Source organism: Enterobacter cloacae complex sp. 382A5 (genome assembly GCF_050031095.1).
Lineage (GTDB): Bacteria > Pseudomonadota > Gammaproteobacteria > Enterobacterales > Enterobacteriaceae > Enterobacter > Enterobacter cloacae.
In genome coordinates, this window is the sequence record NZ_JBLGVK010000001.1 from 1 (window position 1) to 24752 (window position 24752).

Here is a 24752-nt window from a genome sequence, read left to right on the forward strand (position 1 = left end):
GTGTCACTTTCGCTTTGGCAGCAGTGTCTTGCCCGATTGCAGGATGAGTTACCAGCCACAGAATTCAGTATGTGGATCCGCCCGTTGCAGGCGGAACTGAGCGATAACACGCTGGCTTTGTATGCGCCAAACCGTTTTGTGCTCGATTGGGTAAGGGACAAGTACCTTAATAACATCAATGGACTGCTGAATGATTTCTGCGGGTCAGATGCCCCGCAGCTGCGCTTTGAAGTAGGCACAAAGCCGGTTACCCAGACGGTGCGCGAAACCGTAAACGTGGCAGCGCCTGCTCAGGCGGCACCCGCTCCGGCTCCTCGCGTTGCTCCTGCTGCACGTCCGGGTTGGGATAATGTGCCTGCCCCGGCAGAACCGACCTACCGCTCTAACGTTAACGTCAAACACACCTTCGATAACTTCGTGGAAGGTAAATCGAACCAGCTGGCACGCGCGGCGGCTCGCCAGGTGGCAGACAACCCCGGTGGAGCCTATAACCCGCTGTTCCTCTATGGCGGCACGGGTCTGGGTAAAACGCACCTTCTGCACGCGGTGGGTAACGGCATTATGGCGCGCAAGCCAAATGCGAAAGTGGTGTATATGCACTCCGAGCGCTTCGTTCAGGACATGGTAAAGGCCCTGCAAAACAATGCGATCGAAGAGTTTAAACGCTATTATCGTTCTGTTGATGCGCTACTGATCGATGACATTCAGTTCTTTGCGAATAAAGAACGATCGCAGGAGGAGTTTTTCCACACCTTCAATGCGCTGCTGGAAGGTAACCAGCAGATCATTTTGACCTCGGATCGTTATCCAAAAGAGATCAACGGTGTGGAAGATCGTCTGAAATCCCGCTTCGGCTGGGGCCTGACCGTGGCGATCGAGCCGCCGGAGCTGGAAACCCGCGTCGCGATCCTGATGAAAAAAGCCGATGAGAACGACATTCGCCTGCCGGGTGAAGTGGCGTTCTTTATTGCCAAGCGTCTGCGTTCCAACGTTCGTGAGCTGGAAGGGGCGCTGAACCGCGTCATCGCCAATGCCAACTTTACCGGCCGCGCGATCACCATCGATTTTGTGCGTGAAGCGCTGCGCGATCTGCTGGCACTGCAGGAAAAACTGGTCACTATCGACAACATTCAGAAGACGGTGGCCGAGTACTACAAAATCAAAGTGGCAGATTTACTGTCTAAACGTCGTTCCCGCTCGGTGGCGCGCCCGCGTCAGATGGCGATGGCGCTGGCAAAGGAGTTAACCAACCACAGTCTGCCGGAGATCGGCGATGCGTTTGGTGGCCGTGACCATACGACCGTGCTGCACGCTTGTCGCAAGATTGAGCAGTTACGCGAAGAAAGCCACGACATAAAAGAAGATTTTTCCAATTTAATCAGAACATTATCATCGTGACGCTATGAAATTTACCGTTGAACGTGAACATTTATTAAAACCGCTGCAACAGGTGAGTGGCCCATTAGGTGGCCGCCCAACGCTGCCTATTCTCGGAAACCTGCTGCTTCAGGTCGCGGACGGTACGCTGTCGCTGACCGGCACAGACCTGGAAATGGAAATGATCGCGCGCGTTACGCTGACTCAGCCGCATGACGCAGGCGCGACCACGGTTCCGGCACGTAAATTCTTTGATATCTGCCGCGGGCTGCCGGAAGGCGCAGAGATCGCGGTGCAGCTGGAAGGCGACCGCATGCTGGTGCGTTCTGGCCGCAGCCGTTTCTCCCTCTCCACGCTGCCTGCTGCGGACTTCCCGAACCTGGACGACTGGCAAAGTGAAGTCGAATTCACCCTGCCGCAGGCGACGATGAAGCGTCTGATTGAAGCCACGCAGTTCTCTATGGCGCACCAGGATGTTCGTTACTATTTAAACGGCATGCTGTTCGAAACCGAAGGGGAAGAGCTGCGTACCGTGGCCACCGACGGCCACCGTCTGGCGGTCTGTTCCATGCCAATTGGCGACTCACTACCTAACCATTCGGTGATCGTGCCGCGTAAAGGCGTAATTGAGCTGATGCGTATGCTCGACGGTGGCGACACGCCGCTGCGCGTGCAGATCGGCAGCAACAACATCCGCGCTCACGTGGGCGATTTCGTCTTCACATCCAAGCTGGTTGACGGTCGTTTCCCGGATTATCGCCGCGTATTGCCGAAGAACCCGGACAAAACGCTTGAAGCGGGTTGCGATAGCCTCAAGCAGGCGTTTGCCCGCGCGGCCATTCTCTCGAACGAGAAATTCCGCGGTGTGCGCCTGTACGTAAGTGAAAACCAGATCAAAATCACCGCCAACAACCCGGAGCAGGAAGAGGCAGAAGAGATTCTGGACGTCACCTACGCCGGGGCTGAGATGGAAATCGGGTTTAACGTCAGCTACGTGCTGGACGTGCTGAATGCACTGAAATGCGAGAACGTTCGCATTCTGCTGACTGACTCCGTTTCGAGCGTACAGATTGAAGATGCCGCATCACAGTCGGCTGCGTATGTTGTTATGCCAATGAGACTGTAATGTCGCTCACCCGTCTGTTGATCCGCGACTTTCGCAATATCGAAAGCGCGGATCTCGCTTTATCCCCTGGCTTTAACTTCCTGGTTGGCGCGAACGGCAGCGGCAAAACCAGCGTGCTTGAAGCCATCTATACGCTCGGCCATGGCCGGGCGTTTCGCAGTTTGCAGATTGGTCGCGTGATTCGCCACGAACAGGAATCCTTTGTCCTGCACGGGCGTTTGCAGGGTGAGGAGCGGGAAACCGCCATTGGCCTGACCAAAGACAAGCAGGGCGACAGCAAGGTGCGCATCGACGGTACCGACGGCCACAAAGTGGCGGAGCTGGCGCTGCTGATGCCGATGCAGCTGATCACGCCGGAGGGGTTTACTTTACTCAACGGCGGCCCCAAATACAGAAGAGCGTTCCTCGACTGGGGATGCTTTCACAACGAAGCCGGTTTCTTTAACGCCTGGAGCAACCTGAAGCGTCTGCTTAAGCAGCGTAACGCCGCATTGCGCCAGGTCACGCGCTACGCCCAGCTGCGCCCGTGGGACATGGAATTAATTCCTCTTGCGGAACAAATCAGCCGCTGGCGTGCCGAATACAGCGCAGGCATCGCCGAAGATATGGCCGACACCTGCAAACAGTTTTTACCTGAATTTTCTCTCACCTTCTCCTTCCAGCGCGGCTGGGAAAAAGAGACGGATTATGCCGAGGTGCTGGAGAGAAACTTCGAGCGCGACCGTATGTTGACCTACACCGCGCACGGCCCGCACAAGGCGGATTTCCGCATTCGTGCTGACGGTGCGCCGGTAGAAGACACCCTGTCGCGCGGGCAGCTCAAGCTCCTGATGTGCGCGCTGCGCCTGGCTCAGGGGGAGTTCCTCACCCGCGAAAGCGGGCGACGCTGCCTGTACCTGATAGATGATTTTGCCTCGGAACTTGACGACGCGCGGCGCGGGCTGCTTGCCAGCCGCCTGAAAGCCACGCAGTCGCAGGTTTTCGTCAGCGCCATTAGCGCTGAACACGTTATGGACATGTCGGACGAAAATTCGAAGATGTTTACCGTGGAAAAGGGTAAAATAACGGATTAACCCAAGTTGAAATGAGCGAGAAACGTTGATGTCGAATTCTTATGACTCCTCCAGTATCAAAGTCCTGAAAGGGCTGGATGCGGTGCGTAAGCGCCCGGGTATGTATATCGGCGATACGGATGACGGCACCGGTCTGCACCACATGGTATTCGAGGTGGTAGATAACGCTATCGACGAAGCGCTCGCGGGTCACTGTAAAGACATTATCGTCACCATCCACGCCGATAACTCCGTTTCCGTACAGGATGACGGTCGTGGTATCCCGACCGGTATCCATCCGGAAGAGGGCGTGTCTGCTGCAGAAGTGATCATGACCGTTCTGCACGCAGGCGGTAAATTTGACGATAACTCCTATAAAGTCTCCGGCGGCCTGCACGGCGTAGGTGTTTCCGTGGTAAACGCCCTGTCGCAGAAACTGGAACTGGTTATCCAGCGCGAAGGCAAAATTCACCGCCAGATCTATCAGCACGGTGTGCCTGAAGCGCCGCTGGCCGTGACCGGCGATACCGAAAAAACCGGTACCATGGTGCGTTTCTGGCCGAGCCTCGAAACCTTCACCAACGTCACCGAATTCGAGTACGACATCCTGGCAAAACGCCTGCGTGAACTGTCGTTCCTGAACTCCGGCGTCTCAATTCGTCTGCGTGACAAACGCGACAACAAAGAAGACCACTTCCACTATGAAGGTGGTATCAAAGCGTTCGTTGAATACCTGAACAAGAACAAAACGCCAATTCACCCAAATATCTTCTATTTCTCTACTGAAAAAGACGGTATCGGCGTGGAAGTGGCTCTGCAGTGGAACGACGGTTTCCAGGAAAACATCTACTGCTTCACCAACAACATTCCACAGCGTGACGGTGGTACGCACCTTGCGGGCTTCCGTGCGGCGATGACCCGTACCCTGAACGCCTACATGGACAAAGAAGGCTACAGCAAAAAAGCGAAAGTCAGCGCCACCGGTGATGACGCCCGTGAAGGCCTGATTGCTGTTGTCTCCGTGAAAGTGCCGGATCCGAAGTTCTCCTCACAGACCAAAGACAAGCTGGTCTCCTCTGAGGTGAAATCGGCGGTTGAACAGCAGATGAACGAACTGCTGAGCGACTACCTGCAGGAAAACCCGAACGACGCGAAAATTGTTGTCGGTAAAATTATCGATGCGGCGCGTGCCCGTGAAGCGGCGCGTAAAGCCCGTGAAATGACCCGCCGTAAAGGCGCGCTGGACTTAGCGGGTCTGCCGGGCAAACTGGCTGACTGCCAGGAACGCGACCCGGCGCTGTCCGAACTGTACCTTGTGGAAGGGGACTCCGCGGGCGGTTCTGCGAAGCAGGGCCGTAACCGTAAGAACCAGGCCATCCTGCCGTTGAAAGGTAAAATCCTCAACGTTGAGAAAGCGCGTTTCGACAAAATGCTCTCTTCTCAGGAAGTGGCGACGCTGATCACCGCGCTGGGCTGCGGCATTGGTCGTGACGAATACAACCCGGACAAGCTGCGCTATCACAGCATCATCATCATGACCGATGCGGACGTCGACGGCTCGCACATCCGTACGCTGCTGTTGACCTTCTTCTACCGTCAGATGCCGGAAATCGTTGAACGCGGCCACGTCTACATTGCACAGCCGCCGCTGTACAAAGTGAAGAAAGGCAAACAGGAACAGTACATCAAAGATGACGACGCGATGGATCAGTACCAAATCGCGATCGCACTTGATGGTGCGACCCTGCATGCGAACTCCAGCGCTCCGGCACTGGCAGGTGAGCCGCTGGAGCGTCTGGTATCTGAGTTCAACGCCACGCAGAAAATGATTGGTCGTATGGAGCGTCGCTATCCGAAAGCGCTGCTGAAGGAGCTGATCTATCAGCCAACCCTGACTGAAGCCGATCTGAGCAACGAGCAGGCGGTGACCCGCTGGGTGAACGCGCTGGTGAGCGAGCTGAACGAGAAAGAGCAGCACGGTAGCCAGTGGAAGTTCGACGTTCAGCAGAACGCGGCGCAGCAGTTTGAGCCGATTATTCGCGTGCGTACCCACGGCGTCGATACCGATTACCCGCTGGAGCACGAGTTTGTGACCGGCCCGGAATACCGTCGTATCTGCACTCTTGGCGAGAAGCTGCGTGGTCTGATTGAAGACGATGCGTTCATCGAACGTGGCGAACGTCGCCAGCCGGTGGCCAGCTTCGAACAGGCGCTGGAATGGCTGGTGAAAGAGTCCCGTCGCGGCCTCTCAATCCAGCGTTATAAAGGTCTGGGCGAAATGAACCCGGATCAGCTGTGGGAAACCACCATGGATCCGGAAAGCCGTCGCATGCTGCGCGTTACCGTTAAAGACGCGATTGCTGCCGACCAGTTGTTCACGACCCTGATGGGCGATGCGGTTGAACCTCGTCGTGCCTTCATCGAAGAGAACGCACTGAAAGCGGCGAATATCGATATTTAATCGTTGTTATACAGCACGACTCAGGCCGCGCATTTAGCGCGGCTTTTTTTTGGCTCAGGCATATCCAGCGACAGCACTGACGGTAAACGGCTGGCAAGCGTATCGATGGCAATTCTGACTCTGAGTGGCAGATGCGGCGTCTGTTGCCAGACTGCATGAACGTCGAAGCGTACGTCCGGCGCCTGCTTTAAAAGCGGGATGAGTTTCCCCTGCTGTATTTCTCTGCGGGCCATCCAGCAGGGCAACCATGCAATGCCGTATCCTGCCAGCGCTGCGTCGCAAATCGCCTGTAAATCATCCATATTGAGGGATGAGCGGGGAGTAAAGGTGTGCGATCTCCCTTCGTTATCCATCAGCTGCCAGGGTAACACTCTGCCTGCTCGCAGATAGTTAATGGCAGTATGGTGGGGTAAATCAGCAACGGTGTCTGGCTGACCGCTTTTTTGCAGATATTCTGGCGCAGCACAGAGCACCATGCGGTGTTCTCCCAGCCTTCTGGCGACCAGAACGCTACTGTCCTGCAGCGTGCCGTTGCGCACCGCCATATCAAACCCTTCCTCTACGAGATCCACCACGCGGTCGCTGAATGACATTTCCAGTTCAAGACCGGGATGTTCCTGCGCCAGTTCTATCAGCAGTGGCGCGACGCACTGGCGACCAAACAGCACCGGCATGGCCACACGCAGGCGGCCGCTGATCTGCTGCTTCCCCGTTTCCAGCAGCGACTCCGCGCCCCTAATCTCCTCCAGCGCACGCAGGCAGCGCTCGTAAAAAAGCGCCCCGTTATCGGTCAGGCTTTGGCTGCGGGTGGTGCGGTGAAACAGACGGACTCCCAGCCGCTCTTCCAGGCGAGCGATGCTTTTTCCCACCGCGGAGCGCGACAAATGCAGGCGGATCGCGGCCTGCGCAAAACTGCCCGCCTCCACGGCGGCCACGAAAACGGGAATATCCTTCAGCGTACTGGTCATGGATTGTTTCCATTATGGCGTCAATAGTGGGAAAAGTTATCGCCACTGGCAACAAGGAGTCAACGGTAGACTGTCGATACTGAAGCTTATTTAACGGCAGGAGAAAAAAGATGGCAGAGACAATGCAACGCTGGTCAATGAACGCTCTCGGACGGGAGAATCTTAAACTCACCCAGGAACCTGTTCCGAAGCCCGGTCCAGGCGAAGTGCGCGTGCGGGTGAATGCCGTTGCGCTCAACTATCGCGATAAAATGGTGATTGAAGGCATGATGCCGATCCCGCTTTCCTTCCCGTTCACACCGGCGTCTGACATGGCCGGCGTGGTGGACAGCATTGGTGAAGGCGTGACGCGTTTTCAACCCGGCGATCGCGTCATCTCGACGTTCTTCCCGGAGTGGATCGACGGCAGACCGCAGGCGGATGCCCGTCATTTGCCCTATAAAACGAGCGGAGGGTACTTCCCGGGGATGCTGGCTGAGTACGTGATCGTGAATGAAAACGGGCTGGTGGCCGCTCCGGAAACCCTGGATGACGTTGAGGCCAGCACATTACCTTGTGCAGGGCTAACCGCCTGGTTTGCGCTGGTGGAGCGCGGGAACTTGCGAGCCGGACAATCGGTGCTGGTACAAGGCACCGGCGGGGTGGCGATTTTCGCACTGCAAATTGCAAAAGCACTCGGTGCAGAGGTTTACGTGACCTCGGGGAGTGATGAAAAGCTGGCGCGGGCCAAAAAACTGGGAGCCGATCGGGGTATCAACCGGCTGAAAGGCGACTGGGCTGAAGCGCTTTTAACGCTGACTCAGGATCGCGGCATTGACCACATTATTGAAACCGTGGGGGGAGAAAACCTGCAGCACTCCCTGCGTGCCGTTGCCGTTCATGGACGCATCTCGGTGATTGGCGTGCTGGCCGGGAGCGAGATTACGCTATCAGCGGGTGAGTTGTTGCTGAAATCCCCGGTTATTCAGGGGATTGGTGTCGGGCATCGCCGTGCGCTGGAAGAGTTTGTCCGCGCCGTGGAGGTGACAGGGCTGAAACCGGTCATTGAGCAGCGCTACCGTTTTGACCAGCTGGAGCAGGCGCTGGAACACCTCGATCGCGGCGCGTTTGGTAAAATCGTCCTCACCCGCGAGTGAGTCAACGTTCCCCGGGATTGCGGAAAAAGGGGTTTTCTGTTGCGCAATGTAGCTCTATTTTTGTGTGCTTAATCGCGTTAGCATGAGGTAGCACTCATTTATCCCGGGGACCTCATGGCTATCAAACTCATTGCAATCGATATGGACGGCACGCTGCTGCTGCCAGACCACACTATCTCTCCAGCCGTTAAAAATGCAATCGCCGCGGCGCGCGCAAAGGGCGTGAATGTGGTACTGACCACCGGGCGTCCGTATGCGGGCGTGCACAGCTACCTCAAAGAGCTACACATGAATCAGCCGGGTGATTACTGCATCACCTATAACGGCGCGCTGGTGCAGAAAGCGGCGGACGGCAGCACGGTTGCGCAAACCGCGCTGAATTATGATGACTATCTGTTCCTGGAAAAACTGTCCCGTGAAGTCGGGTCCCACTTCCACGCGCTCGATCGTACAACGCTCTACACCGCTAACCGCGACATCAGCTATTACACCGTGCACGAATCGTATGTCGCCACCATTCCGCTGGTGTTCTGTGAAGCAGAAAAAATGGATCCGAACACTCAGTTCCTGAAAGTAATGATGATCGATGAGCCTGAGGTCCTCGATAAAGCCATTGCGCGCATCCCGGCGGAGGTCAAAGAGAAATACACCGTGCTGAAAAGCGCACCGTACTTCCTCGAAATCCTCGATAAACGCGTCAATAAGGGCACCGGCGTGAAGTCGCTTGCCGACGCGCTGGGCATTAAGCCTGAGGAGATCATGGCCTTGGGCGATCAGGAAAACGACATCGCAATGATTGAATACGCGGGTATGGGCGTGGCGATGGAAAACGCCATCCCGTCAGTGAAAGAAGTGGCGAACTTCGTTACCAAATCTAACCTGGAAGACGGCGTGGCTTACGCGATTGAGAAATTTGTCCTCTCCTAACAGTCGCCCTTAATCATCAGCCTCGGTTATCAACCGGGGCTTTTTTTGGCCCTGAGTTTATTGAATTGTTCTTTTTGTGATCTGGATTGTAGTACAACATTAACTGATTGTACTACATTATCACCACAGCAAAGGCGAAAGGCCTCACGTTTGTACTGCAAAAGTGAGGCGAAATTCAGCGGTCGCGGTAAAGTAGTGATGGACTTACAGAGCACAAGGACTCTCCATGAAACTCAATAAAACCGATCGCATTGTCATCACGCTGGGTACACAGATTGTGGGTGGCAAATATGTTCCCGGCTCGCCGCTGCCGGCAGAGGCAGAACTGTGTGAGGAGTTTGAAACCTCCCGCAACATCATCCGGGAAGTGTTCCGCTCGCTGATGGCGAAGCGGCTGATTGAAATGAAACGCTATCGCGGCGCGTTTGTTGCCCCGCGCAACCAGTGGAACTACCTCGATACCGATGTTCTGCAGTGGGTACTGGAAAACGATTACGACCCGCGGCTGATTGGCGCCATGAGCGAGGTACGAAACCTGGTAGAACCGGCTATCGCCCGCTGGGCGGCAGAGCGCGCCACCTCAGGTGACCTGGCGCAGATTGAGTCGGCGCTGAACGACATGATCGCCAATAACCAGAACCGTGAGGCATTTAACGAGGCGGATATTCGCTACCACGAGGCGGTACTGCAGTCGGTGCATAACCCGGTTTTACAGCAGCTTAGCGTGGCGATCAGCTCGCTACAGCGAGCAGTATTTGAACGTACCTGGATGGGTGATGAGGCCAATATGCCAAAAACGCTCCAGGAACATAAAGCGCTGTTCGATGCGATACGGCATCAGGACGGCGATGCGGCAGAGCAGTCGGCGCTCACCATGATTGCCAGCTCGACACGAAGGCTGAAGGAAATCACATGACATCACGCTACATCGCAATTGACTGGGGATCGACCAATCTGCGCGCCTGGCTGTACCAGGGCGAGCAGTGCCTGGAGAGCAGGCAATCAGAAGCAGGCGTGACGCGTCTGAACGGAAAATCCCCCGAGGCGGTGTTAGCAGAGGTGACACAAAACTGGCGCGACAGCGCCACGCCCGTGGTGATGGCGGGGATGGTGGGCAGCAACGTGGGCTGGAAAATCGCGCCTTATCTGCCTGTTCCTGCCCCTTTCTCCGCCATTGGCGAGCAGTTAACGTCCGTTGGCGACAATATCTGGATTGTTCCCGGTTTGTGCGTCTCGCGCGACGATAACCATAACGTGATGCGCGGTGAAGAGACACAGCTGCTCGGTGCGCGCACGCTTTCTCCTTCTTCTGTCTACGTCATGCCCGGCACGCACTGCAAGTGGGTCCAGGCAGATGCAGAGCATATCCACGATTTTCGCACCGTAATGACCGGCGAATTGCATCATTTGCTGCTCGCTCATTCGCTGGTAGGGGCGGGTCTGCCAGAGCAAGCGCCCTCGGCAGCGGCGTTTTCTGCCGGTCTGGCGCGTGGGATCGCTTCTCCTGATGTTTTGCCGCAACTTTTTGAGGTTCGCGCCTCGCACGTGCTGGGAAATCTCCCGCGCGAGCAGGTCAGCGAGTTTCTTTCTGGCCTGCTGATTGGCGCAGAAGTCGCCAGCATGCGTGAGTTCGTCGGGCGCGAGCAGGCTGTCACGATTGTCGCTGGTGCAGCGCTGACGTCGCGTTACGAGCAGGCGTTTCGCGCGATTGGCCGTGATGTATCAACGGTATCCGGCGACACGGCATTTCAGGCAGGAATAAGGAGCATCGCTCATGCAGTGGCAAACTAGTCTTCCCCTTATCGCAATCTTGCGCGGCATTACCCCCGATGAGGCGCTGGCGCACGTCGGTGCCGTTATTGACGCCGGATTCGACGCGGTGGAAATCCCGCTCAACTCTCCTGAGTGGGAAAAAAGTATTCCGACAGTGGTGGATGCCTTTGGTGATAAAGCGCTGATCGGCGCAGGAACCGTGTTACAGCCGGAGCAGGTGGAAAGGCTGGCGAAGATGGGCTGCAAACTCATCGTCACCCCCAACATCAACCCCGAGGTGATCCGCCGCGCGGTAAGCCATGGGATGACCGTTTGTCCGGGATGTGCGACGGCTACTGAAGCCTTTACCGCCCTCGATGCGGGTGCGCAGTCACTCAAAATTTTCCCGTCTTCAGCCTTTGGTCCTGACTATATCAAAGCACTGAAAGCAGTATTGCCTGCCAGGGTGCCGGTCTTTGCCGTGGGCGGCGTGACGCCAGAAAACCTGGCGCAGTGGATTAACGCAGGTTGTGTGGGTGCGGGGCTGGGCAGCGATCTCTATCGCGCCGGACAGTCCGTTGAGCGTACTGCGCAGCAGGCGGCAGCATTTGTGAAAGCGTATCGAGAGGCAGTGCAATGAAAATAACCAAACTCACCACGTACCGTTTACCCCCGCGCTGGATGTTCCTGAAAATTGAAACCGATGAAGGCGTGGTTGGCTGGGGCGAACCGGTGATAGAAGGGCGCGCGCGCACCGTGGAGGCCGCGGTGCATGAGCTGGGGGAATACCTGATTGGACAGGATCCGGCACGCATTAACGACCTGTGGCAGGTGATGTACCGGGCGGGCTTTTATCGCGGCGGTCCAATCCTGATGAGCGCCATCGCCGGTATTGACCAGGCGCTGTGGGATATCAAAGGCAAAGTGCTGAATGCCCCGGTCTGGCAGCTGATGGGCGGCCTGGTACGCGACAAAATCAAAGCCTACAGCTGGGTGGGTGGCGACCGCCCTGCGGAAGTGATCGACGGCATTACGCAGCTGCGCAATATCGGCTTCGATACTTTTAAGCTTAACGGCTGTGAAGAGATGGGCGTGATTGACAACTCGCGCGCGGTGGACCGGGCGGTGAATACCGTGGCGCAAATCCGTGAAGCTTTCGGTAACGAGATTGAGTTTGGTCTGGACTTCCACGGACGCGTCAGTGCGCCAATGGCCAAAGTGCTGATTAAAGAGCTGGAGCCCTATCGTCCGCTGTTTATTGAAGAGCCCGTCCTGGCCGAGCAGGCGGAGTACTATCCGAAACTGGCTGAACAGACCCATATTCCTATCGCCGCAGGTGAGCGTATGTTCTCGCGCTTCGAGTTCAAACGCGTGCTGGAAGCAGGCGGTATTGCCATCCTGCAACCGGATCTCTCCCATGCGGGCGGTATCACCGAATGCTACAAAATTGCCGGGATGGCAGAAGCCTACGATGTGGCGCTGGCACCGCACTGTCCGCTGGGGCCCGTTGCGCTGGCGGCCTGCCTGCACGTGGATTTTGTCTCCCGCAATGCCGTGTTCCAGGAACAGAGCATGGGTATTCACTATAACAAGGGCGCGGAATTGCTCGACTTTGTGAAAAACAAAGAAGACTTCAGCATGGAAGGCGGTTTCTTCAAACCATTAATGAAGCCGGGCCTTGGCGTAGACATTGACGAAGCCAAAGTCATTGAGCTCAGTAAAAATGCGCCGGACTGGCGTAACCCGCTGTGGCGCCTTGAGGACGGCTCCGTAGCCGAGTGGTAAATCGCCGGATGGCGCTACGCTTATCCGGCCTACTCTCCCGTAGGCCCGGTAAGCGAAGCGCCACCGGGCAAAAAAAACGTACATAGAAAAAATATAACCCTCTGTAAATTACAGGGCATGGTGAGCGGCTTCGCTATGCCCAAAATCTGGAGACAGATTGCGATGGATATTCCAGTTACTGCTACAAAGACCGGGCGTCGCCGCTACCTGACGCTAATCATGATCTTTATTACCGTGGTCATTTGCTATGTTGACCGCGCCAACCTTGCCGTGGCCTCGGCCCATATTCAGGAAGAGTTTGGGATCACCAAGGCGGAAATGGGCTACGTCTTCTCGGCGTTTGCCTGGCTCTATACGCTCTGCCAGATCCCGGGCGGCTGGTTCCTCGACCGCGTGGGGTCGCGTCTGACCTACTTCATCGCCATTTTAGGCTGGTCCGTGGCGACCCTGTTCCAGGGCTTCGCCACCGGGCTGATGTCGCTGATTGGCCTGCGTGCTATCACCGGCGTTTTCGAGGCACCCGCGTTCCCCACCAACAACCGTATGGTCACCAGCTGGTTCCCGGAGCATGAACGTGCCTCTGCGGTGGGCTTTTACACCTCCGGGCAGTTTGTCGGCCTGGCGTTCCTGACCCCGCTGTTAATCTGGATCCAGGAGCTGCTAAGCTGGCATTGGGTGTTTATCGTCACTGGTGGGATCGGCATTATCTGGTCCCTGATCTGGTTCAAGGTCTATCAACCGCCGCGTCTGACAAAAAATATCACCAAAGCGGAACTGGACTACATCCGCGACGGTGGCGGCCTGGTAGACGGCGATGCGCCAGTGAAAAAAGAGGCGCGTCAGCCGCTGACCCGCGCGGACTGGAAGCTGGTCTTCCATCGTAAGCTGGTGGGGGTTTATCTCGGTCAGTTTGCGGTTACGTCGACGCTGTGGTTCTTCCTGACCTGGTTCCCGAATTACCTCACCCAGGAAAAGGGGATTACCGCGCTGAAGGCGGGCTTTATGACCACCGTGCCGTTCCTTGCCGCATTCTTTGGCGTGCTGCTCTCGGGCTGGCTGGCGGATAAGCTGGTCAAAAAAGGCGTCTCATTAGGTGTTGCGCGTAAAACGCCGATTATCTGCGGGCTGCTGATCTCAACCTGTATCATGGGCGCCAACTACACCAACGATCCGGTGTGGATTATGACCCTGATGGCGCTCGCGTTCTTCGGCAACGGTTTTGCCTCTATCACCTGGTCGCTGGTGTCGTCTCTGGCGCCGATGCGTCTGATTGGCCTGACCGGTGGTGTGTTCAACTTCGTCGGTGGACTCGGCGGGATTACTGTGCCGCTGGTCATCGGCTACCTGGCGCAGGACTACGGCTTTGGCCCGGCCCTGGTCTACATCTCTGCCGTGGCGTTGATTGGCGCGCTCTCCTACATCCTGCTGGTCGGCGACGTGAAACGAGTAGGCTAATCCCTTCGGATGTTTTACCCTGATGCGATAACTGCGCATCAGGGTATCCCATGAAACAAATCACCTTTGCTTCCCGCAACCACCAGCTCACCAATACCAATACCTGGACACCGGACAGCCAGTGGCTGGTCTACGATGTGCGCCCGTCCGGGGCATCGTTCACCGGCGAAACCATTGAGCGGGTAAACGTCAGTACGGGCGAGGTTGAGGTGATTTATCGTGCCACGCACGGCGCGCATGTTGGGGTGGTGACCGTTCATCCTGCACAAGACAAATACGTCTTTATCCACGGCCCGAAAAACCCGGATGCAGACTGGCAATACGATTTTCACCATCGCCAGGGCGTGATTGTCCATAACGGCCAGGCGAGCAACCTCGATGCCATGGATATCACCGCGCCCTATACCGCAGGCGCACTCCGTGGCGGTAGCCATGTACACGTCTTTAGCCCGAACGGGCAGTTCGTCAGCTTCACCTATAACGACCATGTGTTGCATGAGCGCGATCCAAAGCTCGATTTACGTAACGTTGGCGTCGCCGCACCCTTTGGCCCGGTCATCCCGCAGGGCAACCATCCTCATGAATATCCGGGCACCTTCTGGAGCGTGCTGGTAAGCCGCACGACGCTGAACCCACAGCCGGGCAGCGATGAGATCAACCGCGCCTATGAAGAGGGCTGGGTGGGCAACGGCAGGCTGGCGTTTATTGGCGATACCCTGTCTGTGAAAGGCGAAAAAGTGCCTGAACTGTTTATTGTCGATCTGCCCAAAGACGAGCAGGGCTGGAAACAGGCAGGCGATGCGCCATTGCAGGGCACGCCAGAGACGATGCCAGCACCGCCTGCTGGCGTGCTGCAGCGCCGTCTGACTTTCACCCATCAAAAGGCGTATCCGGGGCTGGTGAACGTGCCGCGCCACTGGGTGCGCAGCAACCCGCAGGGTACGCAGATTGCTTTTCTGATGCGTGATGACAACGGCATTGTCCAGCTGTGGCTGATCTCACCGGAGGGGGGCGAGCCGCGTCAGTTAACGCATACCGAAAGCGGTATCCAGTCGGCATTCAACTGGCATCCTTCGGGCGACAGTCTGGGATTTGTGCTGGAAAATCGTATCGCCTGCTGCGATGCGCAGACCGGAGAGGTCACGTTTTTGACGTCCGATCACGGCAATCCGCCGTCTGCCGATGCGGTCGTCTTTTCCCCGGACGGGCGCGCTATTGCATGGATGGAGGAGAAAGAGGGTTTCCGCCAGCTGTGGCTAACGGAAACCGTACAGGATTAGCGTCGCGGCATCTCGGCGGGCGGGATAACGGCGTTGGTTGCCAGATTTTGCTGCTCGCTTTTCTCAACGCGCGAGCGTACGGAGCTGTCCGTGCGGAACATATCCCAGGGCAGCAAAAGCGTATCGGCCACTGCCGTGAACGGCATATCGAGGATCACCAGGGATTTGGTGCCCCAGTTCGTGTCATCATCGGAGATCATCGCCGCGCTGGCGCGCGTCCCCGGATATGTTCCTTCTTTACCGCCGGTGTGAGACATCACGCTCGAACACCCGCAAAGTAAAACCACCCCGCTGAACGTCGTCAGCTTAATCAGAACATTTTTCATCATCACTCAGTCATCGTTAATGGCACTGCATAGACCTGCAACTCTGGGTTATAGCGAGCCTTGTTGAAAATGAATAGCCCAATAACCCCGCACTGTGGCAGCCATCGCAATTTAACCCTTTGTGCTGTTGTCCCAGTCTAAGCGAGAAGCACAAAAGTGCAAAAAAAAGTGCGAACGTCGCGGTTGAAAACACCGGTTCCAGACCCATTTTAAGAATGTAACCCGATAACGAGCACGCCTGATGGGTGTTCGGGGGCGCAATGGCCTGTCCATGGTGGAAGGCTAAAATTTCTCGCTGATTTCAGGAGCTTTTATTTATGCGTAACTTCGATCTTTCCCCGCTATACCGTTCTGCAATTGGTTTTGACCGCCTGTTTAATCATTTAGAAAATAACCAAAGCCAGAGCAACGGCTACCCTCCATACAATGTTGAGCTGGTTGATGAAAACCACTACCGCATTGCGATTGCTGTCGCCGGTTTTGCAGAGAGCGAACTGGAGATCACCGCGCAGGACAACCTGCTGGTGGTGAAAGGTTCACATACGGCTGAGCAGAAAGAACGTACCTACCTTTACCAGGGCATTGCCGAGCGCAACTTTGAACGCAAGTTCCAGTTAGCGGAGAACATTCACGTTAAAGGCGCGAACCTGGTCAACGGTCTGCTGTTTATCGAGCTGGAACGTGTGATTCCGGAAGAGAAAAAACCGCGCCGTATCGAAATTAATTAATGCCGCGGGTCGCGTCAGCGGCCCACTCAGAATTGCTTGCCGAACCGGGAGCATATGCGAATCCACAAGGATTTGCAGGAACAACTGTGCACAAAAATAAACTGTGCCGAACTCGCTTCTCAGAAGGAGATTTAGTATGCGTAACTACGATTTATCCCCCCTGCTGCGTCAGTGGATTGGTTTTGACAAACTGGCTAACGCCCTGCAAAGCACCACTGAGCACCAGACGTTTCCGCCGTATAACATCGAAAAAAGCGACGATAACCACTATCGCATCACGCTGGCGCTGGCCGGGTTCCGCCAGGACGATCTGGATATCCAGCTCGAAGGCACGCGTCTGACCGTGAAAGGGTCGCCGGAAAAACAAGAAACCGAGACCAAATGGCTGCATCAGGGGCTGGTGACTCAGCCGTTTAGCCTGAGCTTTACCCTGGCAGATCATATGGAAGTCTCCGGCGCGACCTTTACCAACGGGTTGCTGCATATTGACCTGGTCCGTAACGTGCCGGAAGCCATCGCGCCACAGCGTATCGCCATTAGCGAGCGGCCGGCGCTGAACAGCTAATGCTGTGCGGGCTGGTGCCCTCACCCCCAGCCCTCTCCCACAGGGAGAGGGTGAAAAGATAAAGCCCTGCCCCGGCAGGGCTTTTTTGTGCGCCATCACCCATACAACGCCCTTCACCTCTGAGAGAATCCTTAACATAACTAAGGTTATGCAAGGAAGTGGATCATGAGTGATATCGCGTTAACCGTCAGCGTGTTGGCCCTGGTCGCTGTTGTTGGATTATGGATTGGCAACATCAAAATCCGTGGCGTCGGGTTTGGGATCGGTGGGGTGCTGTTTGGCGGCATTTTTGTCGGGCACTTTGCTGACAAACTCGGGCTGGTTCTCAGCGCCGATATGCTCCACTTTACGCAGGAATTCGGCCTGATCCTCTTCGTCTATACCATCGGCATTCAGGTCGGGCCGGGCTTTTTTGCTTCCCTGCGGGTTTCCGGATTACGCCTCAATCTGTTTGCCCTCGGCATCGTCGTAATGGGCGGGCTGGTCACCGCTATCCTGCATAAACTCTTCGCCATTCCGCTGCCCGTGGTGCTGGGCATTTTCTCCGGGGCCGTGACTAACACGCCCGCGTTGGGGGCGGGCCAGCAAATTCTGCGCGATTTAGGTATCGAACCCGGCATTGTCGACCAGATGGGGATGAGCTATGCGATGGCTTATCCGTTCGGGATTTGCGGCATTCTGCTCTCCATGTGGCTGGTTCGGGTGCTCTTTCGCATTAACGTCGACAAAGAGGCGAAGGACCACGAAACCACGCTCACCAACGGCCATATGCCGATCAAAACCATCAACATTCGCGTCGATAACCCCAATCTGAACAACATGGCGATTCAGGACGTGCCGATCCTGAACAGCGCCAATATCATCTGCTCGCGCCTTAAACGTGACGAGATGCTGATGGTGCCCGCGCCTGGCACCATTATCCGGCAAGGCGATCTGCTGCACCTTGTCGGGCAGCCCGGGGATTTAAACAACGCGCGGCTGGTGATTGGTCAGGAAGTGGATACCTCGCTCTCTACCCGCGGCACCGACATGCGCGTGGAGCGTGTGGTGGTAACTAACGAGCACGTTCTGGGCAAGAAAATACGCGATTTGCAGGTAAAAGAACGTTACGACGTGGTTATCTCTCGTCTCAATCGCGCCGGTGTTGAACTGGTCGCCAGCCCGGAAGCCAGCCTGCAGTTCGGCGATATTCTTAACCTGGTCGGGCGTCCGTCGTCCATTGACGCCGTGGCGGATATGGTCGGTAACGCTCAGCAAAAACTGCAGCAGGTCCAAATGCTGCCGGTGTTTATCGGTATCGGGCTGGGCGTGCTGCTTGGCTCCATTCCGCTGTATATACCGGGGTTCCCGGTGGCCCTCAAGCTGGGTCTGGCGGGCGGGCCGCTGATTATGGCGCTGATCCTTGGGCGAATCGGCTGTGTCGGTAAGCTCTACTGGTTTATGCCGCCGAGCGCCAACCTGGCGCTGCGCGAGCTGGGCATTGTGCTGTTTCTGGCGGTCGTCGGGCTAAAATCCGGTGGCGATTTTGTCGATACCCTGGTCAGGGGGGAAGGGATGAGTTGGGTCGGCTACGGCATCTTCATCACCGCGATCCCGCTGCTGACGGTCGGCATACTGGCGCGAATGTTCGCGAAAATGAACTATCTGACGCTCTGCGGCATGCTGGCGGGGTCAATGACGGATCCACCGGCGCTGGCCTTTGCCAATAGCCTGCACGCCACCAGCGGCGCGGCGGCGCTGTCGTACGCTACGGTCTATCCGCTGGTCATGTTCCTGCGCATCATCACCCCGCAGCTACTGGCGGTGCTGTTCTGGGGGATGAGTTAGCAGGTCGTCCGGGTGGATGCGCCGCAGATGGTAGTCCACCTGGTAATCACTGGTATTTCGGAACATCACGGAATAGTTAAGGAACTCGCCGCTGTCGCTGTAGGAGAGAGAGGTAATGCGCAGCAGCGGCGTTTGCTCCGGCAGGTTCATGTAACCAGCGAGTTGTTTATCGGCCAGTACCGGCGTCAGGCTCTCGTAATTGCCGCTGATTGTAATTCCGCACTCCTTCTCGATGTAATCAAACTTTGACCCTTCCAGATGCGCCAGCGAGAGGTTGCGAAACAGCTTCACGGGCATAAAGCTGTCCTCCAGCATCAGCGGTTTTCCGTCCACGTAGCGCACCCGGCGGGAAAAGTAGATCCGCTCATCCACCTGGATCCGCAGCTGGCTGGCGATGGCGGGCGGGGCGGGCATCACTTCAAACTGCAACACCTTGCTCTGTACCTCTTTGCCCTGCTGACGCAGTACCTCCACCAGCCCGGTGAGGTTGGTGGTTTCATGGTGCACATCTTTGCGTGCTACAAACGTCCCGCTGCCGTGCCGCCGCTCAACCAGCCCCCAACTCACCAGCAGATCCAGCGCCTTGCGAATGGTCATGCGCGCCACGCCAAACTCCTGCGCCAGCGCTTTCTCACCCGGAATGGGGCTGCCGATGTTGTAGTCCGATGAATTCAGCCGTAGCCGTAATCGGTCGGCAATGGATTTGTAGATCACCAGTAGACCTCTCTGCCCGTATCAGGGCGTGGATTGCATCCTGACATGTCCATATTTACAGCGAAAAGTAGACTTGATTGGTCAAAATAAAACCATGAATGCGATCACGAATCGCAGCGGCACGCCATGTTCGCGCATCAGTAACTTCTTATGCTCACCTCAGGCCAGCACAAAACCATAAAGGCCTCTCTCCCCTACAGGTTGTTACGTGAGGATTTAAAGATGCTCAGTCAAATACAACGTTTTGGTGGTGCCATGTTTACCCCGGTGTTGCTGTTTCCCTTTGCCGGGATCGTGGTGGGAATCGCCATCATGCTTCGCAATCCGCTTTTCGTGGGCGAAGCCTTAACGGCTCCTGATAATCTGTTCGCGCAGATCGTGCACATCATTGAAGAGGGCGGCTGGGCGGTATTCCGCAATATGCCGTTGATTTTTGCCGTTGGCTTACCGATTGGTCTGGCGAAACAGGCGCAGGGCCGCGCCTGTCTGGCGGTGCTGATCAGCTTCCTGACCTGGAACTACTTCATCAACGCGATGGGGATGACCTGGGGCCACTTCTTTGGCGTCGACTTTTCCGCCGAACCGACGGCGGGAAGCGGGCTGGCGATGATTGCCGGGATCAAAACCCTTGATACCAGCATTATTGGGGCGATTGCGATTTCCGGTATTGTCACTGCGATCCATAACCGCTTTTTCGAGAAACCACTGCCGGTTTTCCTGGGCATTTTCCAGGGCACCTCGTTTGTGGTGATTATCGCGTTTTTCGTCATGATCCCCTGCGCCTGGCTGACGCTGCTGGGCTGGCCGAAAGTGCAGATGGGCATTGAGTCCCTGCAGGCGTTCTTACGCTCCGCCGGTGCGCTCGGTGTCTGGGTGTATACCTTCCTGGAACGCATTCTGATCCCAACCGGGCTGCACCACTTCGTCTACGGTCCGTTTATCTTTGGCCCGGCCGCCGTTGAGGGCGGGATTCAGGTCTACTGGGCGCAGCATCTTCAGGCGTTCAGCCAGAGCACGCTGCCGCTGAAAACCCTGTTCCCGGAAGGTGGTTTCGCGCTGCACGGTAACGCTAAGGTGTTTGGATCGGTCGGGATTGCGCTGGCGATCTGGTACACCGCCTCACCAGAAAACCGCGTCAAGGTCGCGGGCCTGCTGATCCCGGCCACGCTTACCGCCGTGCTGGTGGGGATTACCGAACCACTGGAGTTTACTTTCCTGTTTATCTCGCCGTTGCTGTTTGCCATTCACGCCGTGCTGGCGGCCACCATGGCGACGGTGATGTACACCTTTGGCGTGGTGGGCAACATGGGCGGTGGCCTGCTGGACCAGTTCCTGCCGCAAAACTGGATCCCCATGTTCCATAACCACGCTTCAACGGTATTCACCCAGATCGGCATCGGCGTCTGCTTTACCGGCCTTTACTTCGTGGTCTTCAAAACGCTGATTGAGCGTCTGAACCTCAAAACCCCGGGTCGTGAAGAGAGTGAAATCAAACTCTACAGCAAGGCGGACTATAAGGCGGCGCGCGGACAAACCACCGCCCCGGCTGCCGCCAGCCAGCAGGTCGGCCAAGCCGCCGGATTCCTGCAGGCGCTGGGCGGCGCGGCCAACATCGAAAGCATCAACAACTGCGCCACCCGCTTGCGTATCGCGCTGGTCGACATGGCGCAAACCCAAAGCGATGAGGTGTTCAAAGCCCTCGGCGCACACGGCGTAGTGCGACGCGGCAACGGCATACAGGTGATCGTTGGCCTGCACGTTCCGCAGGTGCGCGACCAGCTGGAATCGCTGATGAAAACCCCTTTAACGAATGAACAAACCACCCTGACAGAGGCTATATCATGAAAAAATTCTCAGTTGTCATTGCAGGCGGCGGCAGCACCTTTACGCCTGGTATCGTCCTGATGCTGTTAGCCAACCGTGACCGTTTCCCGCTGCGTGCCCTGAAGTTTTATGACAACGATGGCGCACGTCAGGAAACCATCGCCGAGGCGTGCAAAATTATCCTTAAGGAACAGGCACCGGAGATTGAGTTTAGCTACACCACCGATCCAAAAGCGGCGTTTACCGATGTGGATTTCGTGATGGCGCACATCCGCGTGGGCAAATACCCGATGCGCGAAAAAGACGAGAAAATTCCGCTGCGTCACGGTGTGCTGGGTCAGGAAACCTGCGGCCCGGGTGGGATCTCTTACGGCATGCGCTCCATCGGCGGCGTACTGGAACTGGTGGATTATATGGAGCAGTACTCCCCGAACGCGTGGATGCTGAACTACTCCAACCCGGCGGCGATTGTGGCGGAAGCGACGCGCCGCCTGCGTCCGCATGCCAAAATTCTCAACATCTGCGATATGCCAATCGGTATTGAAGGGCGCATGGCGCAGATTGTGGGCCTGAAAGACCGCAAACAGATGCGCGTGCGTTACTACGGCCTGAACCACTTCGGCTGGTGGACATCGATTGAAGATCTGAACGGTAACGATCTGATGCCGAAACTGCGCGAATACGTGGCGAAACACGGCTATGTTCCGCCTTCGGAAGATGCGCATACCGAAGCGAGCTGGAACGATACCTTCGCCAAAGCCAAAGACGTGCAGGCGCTCGATCCAGATACCATGCCAAACACCTATCTGAAGTATTACCTGTTCCCGGACTACGTGGTCGCGCACGCCAACCCGGAGCGGACCCGCGCCAATGAAGTTATGGATCACCGTGAGAAGCATGTATTCAGTTCGTGCCGGGCGATTATAGAAGCCGGAAAATCCTCTGCCGGGGAGCTGGAGATCGACGAACATGCCTCCTACATCGTCGATCTGGCGACGGCGATTGCCTTTAATACCCAGGAGCGGATGCTGCTGATTGTGCCAAACAACGGGGCCATTCATAACTTTGATGCCGACGCGATGGTGGAAATTCCGTGTCTGGTGGGCCATAACGGGCCGGAGCCGCTCACCGTGGGCGATATCCCGCACTTCCAGAAAGGGCTGATGAGCCAGCAGGTGGCGGTGGAAAAACTGGTGGTGGATGCCTGGGAGCAACGCTCGTACCAGAAACTCTGGCAGGCAATCACCCTGTCAAAAACCGTACCGAGCGCGTCGGTCGCGAAAGCGATTCTGGATGACCTGATCGAGGCCAATAAGGATTACTGGCCAGAGCTGCATTAACCCTCCTGACCGGCATCGCCTGATGCCGGTCTCCTTGTCCTGGCCGATTTACGCTATGCTGAAGCCTGCCTGCAGCATGACAAGGAGCCTTCATGAAAATTTCCCGCCTCGGTGAAGCCCCGGACTACCGCTTCTCGCTGGCCAATGAACGTACATATCTGGCGTGGATCCGTACCGCGCTGGGCTTTCTGGCCGCCGGCGTCGGTCTTGATCAGCTCGCGCCCGATTTCGCCACGCCGTTGATTCGTGAAGTGCTGGCACTGTTGCTGTGCCTGTTTGCGGGCGTACTGGCGATTTACGGCTATCTGCGCTGGCTGCGTAACGAAAAGGCGATGCGCCTGAAGCAGGATCTGCCCTATACGCGTGGGTTACTGATCATCAGTGCGATTTTGCTGACAGTGGCGGGCGTGGTGATGGTGCTGGTGGTGTATGGCGGATAGTCGCAAAGCGCGGCGCGAAGCGGACCCCGGCCTGCAGCCGGAGCGGACGTCGCTGGCGTGGCTGCGCACGCTGCTGGGGTATGGCGCGCTGATTGCCCTGGCGATTAAGCACAACTGGCACCGCACGGGGCTACCCTTCTGGATCTCACTGGTTGTGCTGGCGCTGGTGGCCATCATTTTATGGCGCTATACCCGCAGCCGTAACGTGATGGACGTGGCGCAGGACGATTTTGTGCAGCCGAAGGCGGTGCGGGATAAGTTCCTCATCGCCCTGGCCGTGCTGTCGCTATCACTGCTGTTTGCGGTAACCCACATTCAACAAATTGTGCACCTGTAGGCCGGGTAAGGCGCAGCCGCCACCCGGCATAATTACTTCCCTTTCGCCAGATACTTCGCCATCTCGTCTTCCGGCACCATGCCGCCGCCGGTCGCCCACACCAGATGGGTGACGTTGGCATCAGCCTGAACACGCAGCGGCCCGGCCATGCCCGCCAGCGCCGATGGCTCCAGACGAATCCCTTCCTCCTGCGCCAGCCAGCCGAGCATGTCGTACATGCTTTGATCGGAAAGGGTATAGAACCCGTCGAGCAGACGTTCCATCGCGCGGCCGACGAAGCCCGACGCGCGTCCGACCGCCAGCCCGTCCGCTGCCGTCACGTTGTCGATACCCAGATCCTGCACGGCAATCTCATCGTGCAGGCCGGTATAAACCCCCAGCAGCATGCACGGGGAGTGCGTGGGCTCGGCAAAGAAGCAGTGAACGTTGTCGCCAAACGCCAGCTTCAGACCAAACGCCACACCGCCAGGACCCCCGCCAACGCCGCACGGCAGATAGACATACAGCGGGTGCTCTGCATCCACCACACGGCCCTGTTCGGCAAACTGCGCCTTCAGGCGCTCGCCGGCAACGGCATAGCCCAGGAACAGGGTGCGGGAGTTTTCATCGTCGATAAAGAAGCAGTTCGGGTCGTTTTCCGCCGCTTTTCGCCCTTGTTCCACCGCCACGCCATAATCCTGCTCATATTCCACGACGGTAACGCCATGGCTGCGCAGTTTGGCTTTCTTCCACTCGCGGGCGTCGGCGGACATATGTACCGTCACCTTAAAGCCGATGCGTGCGCTCATGATGCCGATGGACATCCCCAGGTTGCCGGTTGAACCCACCGCAATGCTGTACTGGCTAAAGAAGTCTTTAAAGCGCGGTTCCAGCAGGATGCTGTAGTCATCTTCAGTGCTCAGCAATCCCGCTTCCAGCGCCAGTTTTTCCGCGTGGGTCAGCACCTCGTAGATGCCGCCGCGCGCTTTAATCGAGCCGGAGATGGGCAGATGACTGTCTTTTTTCAGCAGCAGCGTTCCGGGAAGAGCCTTGCCAGATTCTCTCTCCAGCCGTTTTTTCATGGCCGGAATAGCAACCAGCTCAGATTCGATAATCCCGCCCGTTGCCGCGGTTTCCGGGAAGGCTTTCGCCAGATACGGCGCGAAGCGGTTGAGGCGCGCATGCGCGTCGTCCACGTCGGCTTTGGTCAGCCCGACATAGGGCAGCCCTTCTGCAAGCGAAGTGGTTCGCGGGTTAAGCCACGTTGTCTCTTTCAGAGCCATCAGATCCTCAACCAGAGGAAACTGTGCGGTTAAAGCAGTGATAGTTGCGTTTTCCATAATACGTCTCGTC

Annotated in this window: 23 protein-coding genes and 1 other annotated feature; of the genes, 19 read left to right on the forward strand and 4 right to left on the reverse strand. The window is 56.9% G+C overall.

Annotated elements, in window-relative coordinates:
• The 4 genes from dnaA to gyrB form a co-directional block, all read left to right on the forward strand.
• Positions 1-1398, forward strand: a 1398-nt coding sequence (dnaA, locus tag ACQG2G_RS00005; RefSeq protein ID WP_235172482.1) for a chromosomal replication initiator protein DnaA, incomplete at its 5' end; no start/stop codon positions are given.
• A gap of 4 nt (positions 1399-1402) precedes the next feature.
• Positions 1403-2503 (forward strand): DNA polymerase III subunit beta, encoded by a 1101-nt coding sequence (dnaN, locus tag ACQG2G_RS00010; protein WP_008500170.1) that lies wholly within the window; start codon positions 1403-1405, stop codon positions 2501-2503.
• A complete protein-coding gene (gene recF / locus ACQG2G_RS00015) occupies positions 2503-3576 on the forward strand; it encodes a DNA replication/repair protein RecF (RefSeq protein WP_013094779.1) in 1074 nt (357 codons plus the stop codon). The genes dnaN and recF overlap by 1 nt, the downstream gene beginning before the upstream one ends.
• A 28-nt stretch (positions 3577-3604) precedes the next feature.
• The gene (gene gyrB / locus ACQG2G_RS00020; RefSeq protein ID WP_013094780.1) at positions 3605-6016 is read left to right on the forward strand and encodes a DNA topoisomerase (ATP-hydrolyzing) subunit B; all 2412 of its coding nucleotides are present in this window, start codon (positions 3605-3607) and stop codon (positions 6014-6016) included.
• Positions 6017-6036: 20 nt separating this feature from the next.
• Here gyrB and ACQG2G_RS00025 read toward each other — a convergent pair whose 3' ends face one another.
• The gene (locus tag ACQG2G_RS00025) at positions 6037-6984 is read right to left on the reverse strand and encodes a LysR family transcriptional regulator (protein ID WP_061772936.1); all 948 of its coding nucleotides are present in this window, start codon (positions 6982-6984) and stop codon (positions 6037-6039) included.
• A 110-nt stretch (positions 6985-7094) separates the two neighbouring features.
• Between ACQG2G_RS00025 and ACQG2G_RS00030 the strand changes: the two genes are divergently transcribed.
• From ACQG2G_RS00030 to ACQG2G_RS00065, 8 genes are all read left to right on the forward strand, one after another.
• Positions 7095-8120 (forward strand): zinc-dependent alcohol dehydrogenase family protein, encoded by a 1026-nt coding sequence (locus ACQG2G_RS00030; protein WP_048972008.1) that lies wholly within the window; start codon positions 7095-7097, stop codon positions 8118-8120.
• A 114-nt stretch (positions 8121-8234) separates the two neighbouring features.
• On the forward strand, positions 8235-9047 hold the full coding sequence (yidA, locus tag ACQG2G_RS00035; protein WP_013094783.1) for a sugar-phosphatase: 813 nt from the start codon (positions 8235-8237) through the stop codon (positions 9045-9047).
• 226 nt (positions 9048-9273) lie between these two features.
• Complete coding sequence (gene dgoR / locus ACQG2G_RS00040) at positions 9274-9963, forward strand: D-galactonate utilization transcriptional regulator DgoR (RefSeq protein WP_061772937.1); 690 nt, start codon at positions 9274-9276, stop codon at positions 9961-9963.
• Complete coding sequence (locus tag ACQG2G_RS00045) at positions 9960-10838, forward strand: 2-dehydro-3-deoxygalactonokinase (RefSeq protein ID WP_094084249.1); 879 nt, start codon at positions 9960-9962, stop codon at positions 10836-10838. The genes dgoR and ACQG2G_RS00045 overlap by 4 nt, the downstream gene beginning before the upstream one ends.
• Positions 10822-11439, forward strand: coding sequence for a 2-dehydro-3-deoxy-6-phosphogalactonate aldolase (locus tag ACQG2G_RS00050; protein WP_014830035.1), 618 nt, complete (start codon positions 10822-10824; stop codon positions 11437-11439). The genes ACQG2G_RS00045 and ACQG2G_RS00050 overlap by 17 nt, the downstream gene beginning before the upstream one ends.
• The gene (gene dgoD / locus ACQG2G_RS00055) at positions 11436-12584 is read left to right on the forward strand and encodes a galactonate dehydratase (protein WP_094084250.1); all 1149 of its coding nucleotides are present in this window, start codon (positions 11436-11438) and stop codon (positions 12582-12584) included. The genes ACQG2G_RS00050 and dgoD overlap by 4 nt, the downstream gene beginning before the upstream one ends.
• Before the next feature lie 117 nt (positions 12585-12701).
• Positions 12702-14039, forward strand: a complete 1338-nt coding sequence (locus ACQG2G_RS00060; RefSeq protein WP_161496901.1) for an MFS transporter — start codon at positions 12702-12704, stop codon at positions 14037-14039.
• A 50-nt stretch (positions 14040-14089) separates the two neighbouring features.
• On the forward strand, positions 14090-15319 hold the full coding sequence (locus ACQG2G_RS00065; RefSeq protein ID WP_094084251.1) for a DUF3748 domain-containing protein: 1230 nt from the start codon (positions 14090-14092) through the stop codon (positions 15317-15319).
• Here the strand turns inward: ACQG2G_RS00065 and ACQG2G_RS00070 are convergent.
• Positions 15316-15648 carry a YceK/YidQ family lipoprotein gene (locus ACQG2G_RS00070; protein WP_029883588.1) on the reverse strand — a complete coding sequence of 111 codons (333 nt, stop codon included), beginning with the start codon at positions 15646-15648 and terminating at the stop codon, positions 15316-15318. The two genes, ACQG2G_RS00065 and ACQG2G_RS00070, sit on opposite strands and share 4 nt — an antisense overlap.
• A 248-nt stretch (positions 15649-15896) precedes the next feature.
• Positions 15897-15969: a sequence feature (ROSE (Repression Of Heat Shock gene Expression) occurs in the 5'-region of heat shock genes and acts as an RNA thermometer to modulate expression.), on the forward strand.
• On the opposite strand from ACQG2G_RS00070, the gene ibpA reads away from it, so the two are divergent.
• The 3 genes from ibpA to ACQG2G_RS00085 all read left to right on the forward strand — a co-directional run bounded on the left by ibpA (position 15963) and on the right by ACQG2G_RS00085 (position 18765).
• Positions 15963-16373 carry a small heat shock chaperone IbpA gene (gene ibpA / locus ACQG2G_RS00075; protein ID WP_006177605.1) on the forward strand — a complete coding sequence of 137 codons (411 nt, stop codon included), beginning with the start codon at positions 15963-15965 and terminating at the stop codon, positions 16371-16373. Its footprint overlaps the feature before it by 7 nt.
• 136 nt (positions 16374-16509) lie before the next feature.
• Positions 16510-16938 carry a small heat shock chaperone IbpB gene (gene ibpB / locus ACQG2G_RS00080; RefSeq protein ID WP_013094790.1) on the forward strand — a complete coding sequence of 143 codons (429 nt, stop codon included), beginning with the start codon at positions 16510-16512 and terminating at the stop codon, positions 16936-16938.
• Between the two features lie 165 nt (positions 16939-17103).
• Positions 17104-18765, forward strand: coding sequence for a putative transporter (locus tag ACQG2G_RS00085; protein ID WP_013094791.1), 1662 nt, complete (start codon positions 17104-17106; stop codon positions 18763-18765).
• On the opposite strand, the gene ACQG2G_RS00090 is transcribed toward ACQG2G_RS00085, so the two are convergent.
• On the reverse strand, positions 18733-19479 hold the full coding sequence (locus ACQG2G_RS00090) for a GntR family transcriptional regulator (protein WP_013094792.1): 747 nt from the start codon (positions 19477-19479) through the stop codon (positions 18733-18735). The two genes, ACQG2G_RS00085 and ACQG2G_RS00090, sit on opposite strands and share 33 nt — an antisense overlap.
• A 222-nt stretch (positions 19480-19701) precedes the next feature.
• Between ACQG2G_RS00090 and ACQG2G_RS00095 the strand changes: the two genes are divergently transcribed.
• From ACQG2G_RS00095 to ACQG2G_RS00110, 4 genes are all read left to right on the forward strand, one after another.
• Positions 19702-21324: an alpha-glucoside-specific PTS transporter subunit IIBC gene (locus tag ACQG2G_RS00095; RefSeq protein ID WP_013094793.1), complete on the forward strand. Its 1623-nt coding sequence runs from the start codon at positions 19702-19704 to the stop codon at positions 21322-21324.
• Positions 21321-22643: a 6-phospho-alpha-glucosidase gene (locus ACQG2G_RS00100; RefSeq protein WP_013094794.1), complete on the forward strand. Its 1323-nt coding sequence runs from the start codon at positions 21321-21323 to the stop codon at positions 22641-22643. Before ACQG2G_RS00095 ends, ACQG2G_RS00100 begins: the two co-directional genes overlap by 4 nt.
• Positions 22644-22735: 92 nt before the next feature.
• Positions 22736-23083, forward strand: a complete 348-nt coding sequence (locus ACQG2G_RS00105; RefSeq protein ID WP_013094795.1) for a YidH family protein — start codon at positions 22736-22738, stop codon at positions 23081-23083.
• The gene (locus tag ACQG2G_RS00110) at positions 23073-23420 is read left to right on the forward strand and encodes a DUF202 domain-containing protein (RefSeq protein ID WP_013094796.1); all 348 of its coding nucleotides are present in this window, start codon (positions 23073-23075) and stop codon (positions 23418-23420) included. Before ACQG2G_RS00105 ends, ACQG2G_RS00110 begins: the two co-directional genes overlap by 11 nt.
• Positions 23421-23452: 32 nt before the next feature.
• Here ACQG2G_RS00110 and dsdA read toward each other — a convergent pair whose 3' ends face one another.
• The gene (gene dsdA / locus ACQG2G_RS00115; RefSeq protein ID WP_013094797.1) at positions 23453-24739 is read right to left on the reverse strand and encodes a D-serine ammonia-lyase; all 1287 of its coding nucleotides are present in this window, start codon (positions 24737-24739) and stop codon (positions 23453-23455) included.
• Between the last annotated feature and the right edge of the window lie 13 nt (positions 24740-24752).

Coding starts and splice junctions, on each gene's coding strand:
- ACQG2G_RS00050 (WP_014830035.1), top strand. CDS start 10,822: ATGCAGTGGCAAACTAGTCTTCCCCTTATCGCAATCTTGCGCGGCATT.
- ACQG2G_RS00110 (WP_013094796.1), top strand. CDS start 23,073: ATGGCGGATAGTCGCAAAGCGCGGCGCGAAGCGGACCCCGGCCTGCAG.
- ACQG2G_RS00100 (WP_013094794.1), top strand. CDS start 21,321: ATGAAAAAATTCTCAGTTGTCATTGCAGGCGGCGGCAGCACCTTTACG.
- gyrB (WP_013094780.1), top strand. CDS start 3,605: ATGTCGAATTCTTATGACTCCTCCAGTATCAAAGTCCTGAAAGGGCTG.
- dgoD (WP_094084250.1), top strand. CDS start 11,436: ATGAAAATAACCAAACTCACCACGTACCGTTTACCCCCGCGCTGGATG.
- ACQG2G_RS00085 (WP_013094791.1), top strand. CDS start 17,104: ATGAGTGATATCGCGTTAACCGTCAGCGTGTTGGCCCTGGTCGCTGTT.
- ACQG2G_RS00060 (WP_161496901.1), top strand. CDS start 12,702: ATGGTGAGCGGCTTCGCTATGCCCAAAATCTGGAGACAGATTGCGATG.
- ACQG2G_RS00105 (WP_013094795.1), top strand. CDS start 22,736: ATGAAAATTTCCCGCCTCGGTGAAGCCCCGGACTACCGCTTCTCGCTG.
- dnaN (WP_008500170.1), top strand. CDS start 1,403: ATGAAATTTACCGTTGAACGTGAACATTTATTAAAACCGCTGCAACAG.
- yidA (WP_013094783.1), top strand. CDS start 8,235: ATGGCTATCAAACTCATTGCAATCGATATGGACGGCACGCTGCTGCTG.
- ACQG2G_RS00095 (WP_013094793.1), top strand. CDS start 19,702: ATGCTCAGTCAAATACAACGTTTTGGTGGTGCCATGTTTACCCCGGTG.
- recF (WP_013094779.1), top strand. CDS start 2,503: ATGTCGCTCACCCGTCTGTTGATCCGCGACTTTCGCAATATCGAAAGC.
- ACQG2G_RS00025 (WP_061772936.1), bottom strand. CDS start 6,984: ATGACCAGTACGCTGAAGGATATTCCCGTTTTCGTGGCCGCCGTGGAG.
- ACQG2G_RS00045 (WP_094084249.1), top strand. CDS start 9,960: ATGACATCACGCTACATCGCAATTGACTGGGGATCGACCAATCTGCGC.
- ACQG2G_RS00065 (WP_094084251.1), top strand. CDS start 14,090: ATGAAACAAATCACCTTTGCTTCCCGCAACCACCAGCTCACCAATACC.
- dgoR (WP_061772937.1), top strand. CDS start 9,274: ATGAAACTCAATAAAACCGATCGCATTGTCATCACGCTGGGTACACAG.
- ibpA (WP_006177605.1), top strand. CDS start 15,963: ATGCGTAACTTCGATCTTTCCCCGCTATACCGTTCTGCAATTGGTTTT.
- ACQG2G_RS00070 (WP_029883588.1), bottom strand. CDS start 15,648: ATGATGAAAAATGTTCTGATTAAGCTGACGACGTTCAGCGGGGTGGTT.
- dsdA (WP_013094797.1), bottom strand. CDS start 24,739: ATGGAAAACGCAACTATCACTGCTTTAACCGCACAGTTTCCTCTGGTT.
- ACQG2G_RS00030 (WP_048972008.1), top strand. CDS start 7,095: ATGGCAGAGACAATGCAACGCTGGTCAATGAACGCTCTCGGACGGGAG.
- ibpB (WP_013094790.1), top strand. CDS start 16,510: ATGCGTAACTACGATTTATCCCCCCTGCTGCGTCAGTGGATTGGTTTT.